Genomic DNA, 11,161 nt, shown 5'->3' with positions numbered 1-11,161 from the left:
ACCGATGAACGGATCAGTTTAATTCTGAAAACATCATCAGTCGTGTTTAAACTCTTCAACAAGCTATTTGAATTATTGGTCCTAACCGTTTTATTAATAGACAATGAAGACGAAGCGGTATAATTCCTAATCCAGAATGACTGTCCGGGAGCCACATACCGGTTCGCTTCATTAACGCCAACATCAGTTAAAATATTAAATGTAGCATAACTTGCCGTGCCGGCACCCCTGATGGTGGTATAAATGGTTTTCAATGCATCACCCAACATTAAACCACTATTTGCCAAATCCAGATAGGTCGGATAAGGATTGGCCACCAAATACCAGTTATTACCAATTGTCATGCTGTAATTCGAGTCATGCAATGCGCCGGTATTGGTAATCGTTTGAGCCGTTCCTAATGAACTGGGGAATCCAACCGCATACCCTTCCAACGGACTGGTATTAAAAGCATTGGGAGATGTACCAACAGCAACCCATCCTCCATTCACTATTCGATACAACAACGCACTGCCATAATTGGTTTTCAATGCATTGTCAACTCCATGACCGATGTAAATATAGGCACCCAAAGGATAAGTCCATTCAATGCTCACCGGAGCACTGACCGTACCATTTGTCAAAAACGACGCAGGAGCAACACTGCCTACTGCTGTACTTTGCACCAAAATGGTTGCACTATTATTTACTATATCACCATTGACAGTCATGTGTGCACTGGGCTTCAATGTCAGTTTTGCTCCGGGCGACATACTGATGGCATTTACGGTAACATCTTTACCTCCGAGAATCTCCGGATCATTGGCTTGATTTTCAATAATCACATTCGATGTTGCCAACGGCAACACACCATTGCTCCAGTTTCCTGCAACGGTCCAATCGACAGAAGTAGTCCCCTCCCATATATAGTTTGGTTTCGTTGCAGAACCAAAAGTCAACCGCTTGCGCGTATTGTAAGTCAACGAAACAGTTGAGCAACTGCCGCCAGATGTCGTTCCTGTTAAATCGGTATACGACACCAAAGACCAGGGATCTGAACTATCGGCTCCATCACTATCCACCACTCTGAAATTGGCATTAGGATCGACACCACTGTTGGCATCCCAACGCAGTTTTGCAATGGCTGTTCGCGATGTAAATGTCTGCAAACGCCAATATTCGTTATTGCTAACAAACTGAACCCCGGACATATTGCTCCGATCAACAGGCGCAGTACTATAATACTCTATCTCCCACAAACCAGCTCCTGAAGCACCCGACAGGGTCAATTCACCATAACGACCATCTTTCCCAACCGGAAACATATATTCATTGGTTGTGGTGACATTCCATTTCAACGGACCACTTACATATTTGCCTGCTCCAGCTCCAGATATCGCGGTATTACTGGAGTTATTGATCTCAACCCAACCTGTCGGTTGACAACCTAAGATACCCGAGGTCATGGTAAGCGTATTGGACACACCCAAACCATTGGAAATATCAATACCGGAACTGTTATTCACCACTAAATTATAGAATGCATTGCCGCTAGTGAAATGATTGGTTCCACCTATAGTTTGTCTGGCAGCGCCATTGAGAGTAACGGTTGAAGTTCCCGCATCAAATGAGCCACTGTTAAATGTGACATTCCCGGCTACGGAGAAGTTATTGTTGTTGGGGTTCGTAACGGAAGCCCCATTGAATATCAAGTTACCATTAATAGTCAATGGCGTATTCGAGAACTGCAAGGTTCCACTACCACTTAATTTCATGTTATTTACCTCAGGTTTATCACCCATAAAGGTATATGGAGTAGCTCCCGCAACAAACTCCATGGTTCCCCCTCCGGCTGCAAAGAAGGAGGTATAAACCCCTGCCGGGATGGCACTGTTTTGCAACTTCAGCGTTCCGGTGCCATAAACATCCCCCAATCGGTTAGCTATAGATGTACCTACATTGAGCACACCATCGGTCAACAAATAGGTCCGATAAGCTGATGCCGACTCTGCAGCAGGAATATTAACGGTTCGATCAATATACACAACCGCACCTTTAATACCACCATCAGGCACATTAACCCCTGCTTCACCAACGCCGGCAGGTATACCAAGCGTCGGATTATAGGTTGCCCATGTCAATTTTTCGTTCCAGTTGCCGTCATTAGCCACTGTTATATAAGTCGCCACACGGTCAGGAATACACGACTTAACACCAGCCGTATAGTCGCCATCAATACCGGCATCGTTGGTATTTGAGAAATCAAAATTCAACTTACCAGTCCCCTCGTCGTAATAATATTTTAAATCTTCATCGAACTTATTCCACTCGGTGCTCGACAACAAAATCCGGGCAGTGATATAATCAGACAAAGTAAAAGTTGATCCGCCTGCATTGGTTATCAATGCATCCGAAGGATACCCTTGCATGACACATTTGGCCGAAAAACCGGTCATGCCTGTGGCATCCAAAGTCCAGTTGTATTGCAACACGTTTTGCGTCTCATCGTAAAGGGTTTCTGCTAAATCCACTACGCTCACATGGTGCTCGTCGGCAGCCTTCACCCGGATGGAACCGGTATTATTGCCGTTACCCGTCACAGTCAGCTCAATTGGTGTGTACTTACCCAACGACCCGATGGGATAGGTAAAAGTGCTGGCCCCGGCAGGGAAAACCTTGCGAATCCCATTATCGATAAAGGAAAGATTGGTCTGCACCATATTGGTGGTCGAAAAATCATTCACAGGCACAATGGAGGCTCCTACTCCAAAATGCAACAGGTTTTGTCCAATGTCCATCACCCCGTTTTTCATGCGCAATGCATTGTTAAAGGTAATCGCACCACTTTGGGTAGGTACATTTACTCCGTTGGCATTGTCAATGGTCATGATGGCAAAGGTACCGTTGCCCGACAACACCTGGGTGGCCGTTCCTTTAAACAACACACCGTTGGTGGAGGTTGACTGCACCGTACCGACATTGTTCACGTTACCAAGCACCGTCAGGTCGCGCGAACCGATGTTCAGGATACCGCCCGCTATGGTCAGGTTACCGTTAACGGCTACATCGTTGGTGCATGTCAACGAGAGCGTGTTGGTGCCTTGTTTCACCAAATTGTAAAACGCCGGCGTAGCTCCCGCCCCCGATATGATTTGATCGGCCGTGCCACTGAAATAGGTGGTGTTGCCGGCCGGTGTGAACGTACCGCTATAAGCAAGGTTGCCTTTCAATGTCAAATCGTAGCCGTTGGCATGAAACGTTGAACCCGTTGCGATATCGAGCGAACCGTTCAGGGTTAATGCACCTGTTTTTAATTGGGCCGTATTGCCAACCACATTCAGGTTTTCCAATGGGCTAGAGGAATAAATATCGAACGTCTGCCCGGTTGGACTTGCCGTACCAATGGTAAAGCTGCTACCTGCACCCAACGATGGTGCTGCATCGGTATCGATCATCAATGCAGGTACTGTTGCCGACGTTTGAGGACTAACCAATGTGATATTTGCACCGGCTGCTTGTGTTAATGTACTACTTCCCAACACCTCGAACACGCTACGATTGACAGTGGGCGCCCCCACGGTACCCAATAATACCGTACTGCCGGCAGACTGTGTAAAATGCAGGATGCCCGCATCGGTGGTGGTGGAACGGCGCAACTGTGCACCCAAGGAAAGTTTTGAACCGGTGCCCACATTAATGGTCGCGCTGCCCGATGCCGAATACTCGATGTAGTTGGTACCATCGTCGATACCATTGTTATCGCCATCACAGTTCAGCTCCCCACCACTAGGGAGTGATAGACTGTTTGCCAATATCAGATTTCCATCCAACCAGATACCAGTTCCGCTACCGCTCATCACCACTTCGGAACCGTTGTCAACACGCAACGTGGTACCCGAGGGAATTTTGAAGTTGCCACCTCCCGATGTCAGCATGATTTCAATGGCATCGTTGTCCAAATGGCATTCGCCCGAAGTGAGCGTCAACGCTTTGGTGGCCGTATTGGTGGCACCTTTCAAATCGAAATCGCCGGTGATATGCACCTTTTGGCCTACTGTTTTTTCAATGACCATCGAATAGAATTCAGTGGCCCCCGCCCCTGTTTTTGAAACCGTGGATGAAGCATTTCCATTGAACACGACGTTCACACCTCCGTTTGTACCGGCTAAATCAATCACTCCTTCTCCTTGTTTAACATCGCCTTTCACGATCAAATCATGCAAGAGAGAGGTGGTCTCTGAAGTTAGCCTAATAGCCCTGGCATTGGTCGGCGCGGTATAACTAGATGTAAAATCAATATTTCCATCGATGGTCAACGTCCTTTTCACTCCCGAAGCCGGAAATTCCACCACACCATCCAGCCAATCGCCAATGACCAAATCTCCACCAACCGCAATATCTCCTTTCGCTCCATCATTTAATCGTAAAATTGATTTTCCACGCGGATTTAAGTTTCTCTTGATGACGACATCAACCGGAAACTTAAAGGAAGAATAATAGTTGTTTCCATAATCATTTGTTTCGGTCATGACATTGGGATAAATAAAGATATCGTCAGGTAGTTCAACTTCAGCCGAAACATCTGACTTGAACAGGAACCAACTATACGTTTCATCCGAAAACTCGCCAAAATCACCAGTAATGACCGGATTATTCGTATTGTTCAAATGTTGGCTAAAAACCCCAACGCCTTTGATTCTATTCAAAATCAAATTATTACGTGTAAAAATCTCCAAGCGTGGCAATTGTTCACGATCTGTCACACCAGTAGCTGGTACGAATTCCAACATTCCTATTTCGATATTGGTAGAATTCTGTGGCAAATAAATCCTATGATTATTTCGAATTCTCACAATATCGCCTTTACCAGGAAAACCAACAGTTCCCCACCACGTAATTTCAACGGGATTTTCATTCTCATCAACCCATGCCGCACTATACGTCTTACTACCTGATGTATATGTATCATACCAATTTGCATCCTGCCTACTATAAAACACATCAACTCGACCAAAAGGAGACTGTCCTAAGCCATTATCCTTACCTGCTGTAAAGTCTCCATTTATCAACCGCTTAAAATAATCATACACCTTAGTATTGTTAAAATACAAAATACTGCTCTCGTTGTTTTTGTATTTCGCACCCCCCCTAACCCACTCAACACCATCAAGATATGACACCTTCATATCTTTGGGTATATACGATGAATAATCAAATTCCAAATTTACGACTCCATCAGTCAAATTATCAAAACCAGTTACCTTTGTCTTCCAATAATAAGGCAAAACATCAGTTAAAGCAACCTCATATGTCGCTGGATGTTCACCACTTACTGGTATTACAGTAAAATAACCATCCGTGTACACTGTTTGGCCTGTACCGGCTTTTACATATGCAGGGGAATACTTAGATGATGTGCCGATAGGATAAGTCGCCAAAGTACCGCCTGCGTAATTGGCTGGGATTGAGAAATACAAAGTCAATCCCCTGTCTGAAGCAAGACCATTGGTATAAAAATATTTTGAAGATGAAAAACCACTCAAAGTTCCGCTAATTGTTAAATTATGGAAACCAATTGACACTTTCTTTATTGAAGAGAAAGTAAAGTTTCCCACATTCACATCGCTCAACAACGATAAATCATTGTTTTCATTGGCAAACACAATATTCCCGAAACTTTGTTCCTTGCCCACCTTTCCTTTTAGCGATTGTTGTGCAGTACCGTTCAACACCAACGCACTGGCACCAGTAATCGCTCCGGCAATAATTTCAACATTACCTCCTACATTTCGGTTAACAGTACCAACACCAAGCGTCCCTGATGTCAACGTAAGGTTGCCTGAAACGGAAATCGTCCCCATCCCTAGGGTCACGGTTTGCGTCTCCACGTCTTTGTCCAGTTCCAATTTGGCAAACGCAATGGTGCCACCATTCACGGTAGAGGCACCCGCCCCAATAAACTTGGTGGTATTTCCATTGGCAGTAAATGTACCATTGTTGGTTAAATCACCACCAATTTCAACATTGTAAGTACCCGCATCAAAGCTAGTACTTGCGCCAATAACAAAATCATTCAAAACCGTCAAGCCGCTATTCAACAATACCTTCTGAGTTCCTGAACGAGTAGCCTCATTAACAATGTTCAGGTCATAAAAAGGTGCTGTCGAGTAAATTTCAAAATCGTTAATAGTCGATTTATAACGGGTGGGTGTTATAATATTTATTATACCTCCGGTAACATTGTAGTTGCCTTCATCAACCCGAATATATATACCTGATACATTATCAACAATCGGAGGTCCAGCGCTTTTTTGTGTTGCATTTACAGCGTCAATATTGATGGTGCCACCGGTCATCTCAAACACATAATCTGATTGCGGCAAGGCCATTATTGCTGAAATATTGGTCCAATCGGCTACTCCAGTCAGGTTAAGCGTACCACCAGATTGACGGTAAATAAAACGACCAGTAGAATCCCCTTCCTTTAATTCGGTAGTATTAACAACACCAGTCCCTTCCAGTACCAAAGCACCTGGTTTACTACCATTTCCCTTGTATTGAATCCCACCTGTCCCGTCGGGGTTAGTGAACGATCCCGCCGACACTTGCAAGGTACCCTCCAAGCGCGTACCTCGGTTACCTCCACCTCCTGTAGCTGAAGAAACCGACGCTCCGTTAATCCAAAGCTTAGTACCATAAGGTATACAGAATTCATTGGGGACATTTTCACCAACCATATCTTCACCTAATGTCGGAATTACTATATTCGACTCAAGCTTTAGCGTACCTGCCAACAACAGAAGAGGCAATTTTTCGTAACCCAAAATCTGGCCAACTCCATCCTCATTCACAGACTCCACTGTACGAGAAACGGTAGTTACAGGTCCAAACAATTTAAACCGCGAGGTTAAATCGGCGCTAACAGTTAATTTGTAGGTATCATCTGATCCTTTGGCCAAAATTAATCGATAAAAATCGGTGGTACCGTTACAAAGCAGCACATTATCGGTTTCGCCCCTGAAATAAACTTTCAACTCACCGCCACCAATAGAAGCATATTGGGCAGAGTTGGCAAAATCGACGGTACCATAGTTTTTAAAATCGCCGTAGGCGTTCAATATATTAACAACATTGCCGCTGCCCACCGTAAACGAGGCACCGATGCTGACGGTAATGTCTTTACGCACAGTAAGTGTATGGGCAGTAGTGCCGGCACCATTCACTTGTAACGTGCCGGAGGCTATCTTTAGGTTACCGTTGAGTTCAATGCTTTGATTGAGCACGGCAATGCCCGATGTCAACGCCACCTCAAGGTTATACAATGACGATGGCAATGTGGCAGAGGTAGCGCCGGTACCATTGAGCACAATGGTTCCTTGTCCTTGTCCTGCGGTCACAAAGTGGCTCCAACTAACACCACTCACAGGCACTGCGCCTGAATTAGTATAAATTCGACCGGATCCTTTAAATGCACCGATAGTATGTCCGGCAGAACTGCGCAGATCGAGTTCGCCATTGACTGTAATCGAAGCACAAACAACAGCAACCGTGCGCGAATAAGGTGTAACATTATCGGGAATAGTTACCTTTTTGCCAGATAAAATAATGACATTATCACCCATTCTTGGATAATCGCTGGTTGGATTCACCCTCACTGCACCGGCAGGATCGAGTGTCCACACCTGGTAATTGTCCCAGTCGCCATCAGCCAGGGTGTACCAGGTTTCTTGCGCAAAAGAAGGAACCACACCGGCAAAAAGCATCATAAACAAAGAGAAGATACCAATCTTCGCTTTGACCGTTATAAACAAACGTTGACTATTCATATCTAATTTAATTTATTATTCAAGCTTTAAATCAATCAATAGAATAAGGTCATGACATCTTACGTCAAGATAGAACATTTGTTGCTAATTTGGGAAAAACATTCATCCTTAAAAAATCAAGTTTCATCAAACCTAAACCAATTGGGATTAATAAATCATCTAAACCAATTGCCATAAGAATAGGATCACAGGTATCCGATAAAAAAAATCCCGGACAAGTCTTCTCTTGTCCAGGAGGAATTTCATCAAATTAACCAACCGGTATTATAATAAATGGTTTTCATCATCTTGTAACATACCCCATATCAAACACCAATCACACATAACGCTGACACAACAGCATCAATAAGAGGGTCCACTGGAGGAACCGAAAACATCTTCTTCTTTACTAAAAGCCTCTACCTCAGAAGAAAATACAGCATCCGCTGCAGAAGCCGAAGGTGCAGGGCTACTTAAAAGGGGTCCACCCGGATGCCCCGGAGGGGTGGTCATCATGATCAAAGCAATCTCTTGATCGATGGCCACAGCCACCAATTCCGGTTTGGTGTATCTCTTTTTTATCTTAGGAATGTTGTTCATACAGTCATCATTGTTGCACCACGCGGATCACGCCTTTCACCAAGGCCACATTTACAAAATCATCAACATCAGAAACGACGGTTTGTTCGTCGACGTCGTAATTATTTGTGACCCTTTCCACCACGTCGTGCATGGAGATATGGCCATCCAGTTGATCGAGCAAAAAGGCACCCAAATCATTGAGGGTAAATACCTCGCTCATTTGCGCCACCTGATTGGAGATGGGCACCAGAATCATCTCATCGCCCACCTTCTTCTCGACAAAACCCGGCACACATTCATAAACGGTGTTCATATCCATTGGGTTATAACTTATTACAATTTACGGCAAAATTAAAAAAAAAGCGTTAGCAAGCTTAATAAAAGCAGCACCAATCGGTCTTTTTTGATGAAATAGTGATTTTATGGGACAAAAGATCCTCATACAAAGCCACCTTATCTAAAGCCCCCAAAATCCCCCGAAGGGGGACTTTGAATAATACATCGATACTCTTAACTTTTAAAAGTTAACAGATGTACGCCTTTTGCGCTCATGCAGTATCGCACATTTCTGCTTTGTTACTTAGTTACGATGCAACGTTTCATGCCCTCCTTAGCTTACGATTTCATACGACGAGCGACAACAAAAGTTACATAATGAAATGAAATATTGCAATTACACTCCAATTAAGTTAAGACAACGACTATATAACCCATCTTAGTTATCTGCATATTTATTTAAACGCAAGGCTTTACAAAAAACTCAGTGTCTTTGTGCCTCAGAGGTTACTCATATTCAATTCAATGTCGTTAAGATAAGCCCTGAAAGGGCGATAAGCAGTAGCGTTGGGCATCGCCCTACGATGAATGCAAACTCAATCTTAGAGCCCTGAAAGGGCGTAAGCTTACGCCCTTTCAGGGCTTGAGTTCATTGTCTACATTTAACAGGGCTATGCCCTGCTCTATTGCCGGCGCCCCGTTGGGGCTTAACTAAACGACATTGATATTCAATTATAGAATGTTATATGACACAGAGTTTTCAATGAACACAGAGTCAAAATAAACGCTGAGGCTCTAATCAACGCAGTCGCTTGGCTATGCCAAGAAAGGCGCTGAGTTAATTTTAACGCATTGCGTTTAAATAACAAAGCATATAACTCAAAAGAGTTATATAGTAGTTTTCAATGAACACAGAGGCACAGAGAATTCACAGAGTTTTTTGAAGTTGTGTTGTGCGATTGAGATACGAATATAACTGTGTTCAAATAAAAAAGCAGATAACACAAAAGAATGATAGAATCCCAAACCCCGAAGGTTTTAGAAACCTTCGGGGTTTAAATGAAAGGGATGATTTACCCTAAAATGGGTTTCTCATTCGTGTAACTTTACGAAATAATATTGCATATCACAGAGTCGCCATGAGCATACACAGAATTCACATGCACCATGGTGAAGGGATGTCGATGGATGGTGGTGCAAGGGTATCGATTGACCATGATGCAGGGGTGTGGTACATGGTAATGCATGGGTGTGGTGCATGGTAATGAACGGGTATCGTTGATAGTAATGAACGACTGGCAAGGATGGTGGTGCACAGGTATCGTTGATAGTAATGGACAACGATCGTTGATTTTTTGCACCCGGATGGGGCATGACAAACAGTATTGCAACGATTGGTTTATGTTTGCCCGTAAGAAAAAGATCGGAAGAAAGCCACAACCACACATTGCATTAGCCATTGAGAGACGACAAATAGCCCCAAAAAGAGATAAAAGAAATGAAAAAAAACAACAGAAAAGAATCAAGCAAATCAAAAAACAATAAATTTGTGTAAGAAACGTCTCAACGGAGACAAAAAAAGGAGAAGCATCAGCTTCTCCTTCACAGTTACAACAAAGACAGACCGATCAAACAGCCGTTAAAGGCACGTCAAGACGTCCTTTACGCAAATCCTTACTCAAAACACGCGTACGTACTTCCACGTGGTATTCACCTTGAGGAAGTGAGGCAGGCACCAGAAAATGGAGTTTCCCTGGCTTGTTGATGGCCATACGCTCCACACGTGTTTCAACCGCATTGGCGGCATTAATGAGAAACACCCCTTGCATTAAGTCATCAGCATCGTACTTAAGACGATACCCGGTGATGATGGCAGCGGCCCCAATGGTCAATTGAGAATTTTCAACCCCGGTGTTGAAGTCCTCGACCTTCTTAACCAACGGAGCCACATGTGAACCTTCGAGCCGTTGCACCGAAATGCGTGGGATAACCTGCTTGAGACGTTGTCCGGCCACCACTTTCACCCGAATAGAATGTCTGGCCGAGTTAAACGATTCAGCAGAATCGGAAAAAGTCCCTCCGATGGTGGGATAAGCACTAAAGAGCGAAGTATTGACATAATTGCCCGTGCGGATAATTTCCGCGACTGCCAGTCCATACTCCTCGAGCACCGCCAGGGTGTCGGCTTTAGTCACGGTCGACCCGCGATAGATCATCATATCCACAATGCGACTCTCATCAAAAGTCTCATTGTTCCCAACAACGGCTCTGTAGGAGAGCCCGTCTTTGACCAAATGGTTTTTGGTCAGTGAAAAATTTAAAGCCATAATTGTAATGGTTTTAATGTTGAATAATTGCAGTTCCCGACAACCTCATCGAAAGCGCCAACTCGTAGATGAGCCGTTGCCGGGTTTACTGTTGTTACAAAATTATGAAAAGATCAGGTGTGATTGATTAAACTTTCGGAAAAGTTTTCAACAGCATTTGTTGAAAACGTATTGGTAATTTAACACCTCAAA

General features: G+C 44.0%; 6 protein-coding genes. 2 read left to right on the top strand and 4 right to left on the bottom strand.

The features are described 5' to 3' along the window. The 3 genes from LX69_RS07780 to LX69_RS07770 all read right to left on the bottom strand — a co-directional run. A partial coding sequence (locus tag LX69_RS07780) for an autotransporter outer membrane beta-barrel domain-containing protein (protein ID WP_170124291.1) occupies positions 1–7,805 on the bottom strand: 7,805 nt, incomplete at its 3' end. Between the two features lie 342 nt (positions 7,806–8,147). Next, on the bottom strand, positions 8,148–8,384 hold the full coding sequence (locus LX69_RS07775; protein WP_111445261.1) for a hypothetical protein: 237 nt from the start codon (positions 8,382–8,384) through the stop codon (positions 8,148–8,150). Positions 8,385–8,391: 7 nt separating this feature from the next. Next, positions 8,392–8,679 (bottom strand): PqqD family protein, encoded by a 288-nt coding sequence (locus LX69_RS07770; protein ID WP_170124290.1) that lies wholly within the window; start codon positions 8,677–8,679, stop codon positions 8,392–8,394. Positions 8,680–9,781: 1,102 nt separating this feature from the next. Here LX69_RS07770 and LX69_RS18235 point away from each other — a divergent pair. After that, a complete protein-coding gene (locus tag LX69_RS18235; RefSeq protein ID WP_262509756.1) occupies positions 9,782–9,907 on the top strand; it encodes a hypothetical protein in 126 nt (41 codons plus the stop codon). A gap of 22 nt (positions 9,908–9,929) precedes the next feature. Next, on the top strand, positions 9,930–10,187 hold the full coding sequence (locus LX69_RS07765; RefSeq protein ID WP_146260675.1) for a hypothetical protein: 258 nt from the start codon (positions 9,930–9,932) through the stop codon (positions 10,185–10,187). An 83-nt stretch (positions 10,188–10,270) separates the two neighbouring features. On the opposite strand, the gene LX69_RS07760 is transcribed toward LX69_RS07765, so the two are convergent. Then, complete coding sequence (locus tag LX69_RS07760) at positions 10,271–10,969, bottom strand: DNA-binding domain-containing protein (RefSeq protein WP_111445258.1); 699 nt, start codon at positions 10,967–10,969, stop codon at positions 10,271–10,273. Positions 10,970–11,161 lie beyond the last annotated feature (192 nt).

The sequence above is a fragment of the Breznakibacter xylanolyticus genome (assembly GCF_003254275.1).
Lineage (GTDB): Bacteria > Bacteroidota > Bacteroidia > Bacteroidales > Marinilabiliaceae > Breznakibacter > Breznakibacter xylanolyticus.
This window is presented reverse-complemented; position numbering and strand designations above follow the sequence as displayed.

Excerpts from the sequence above, each read along its gene's own strand:
- LX69_RS07760 (WP_111445258.1), bottom strand. The coding sequence starts at position 10,969 with ATGGCTTTAAATTTTTCACTGACCAAAAACCATTTGGTCAAAGACGGG.
- LX69_RS07765 (WP_146260675.1), top strand. The coding sequence starts at position 9,930 with ATGAACGACTGGCAAGGATGGTGGTGCACAGGTATCGTTGATAGTAAT.
- LX69_RS18235 (WP_262509756.1), top strand. The coding sequence starts at position 9,782 with ATGAGCATACACAGAATTCACATGCACCATGGTGAAGGGATGTCGATG.
- LX69_RS07770 (WP_170124290.1), bottom strand. The coding sequence starts at position 8,679 with ATGAACACCGTTTATGAATGTGTGCCGGGTTTTGTCGAGAAGAAGGTG.
- LX69_RS07775 (WP_111445261.1), bottom strand. The coding sequence starts at position 8,384 with ATGAACAACATTCCTAAGATAAAAAAGAGATACACCAAACCGGAATTG.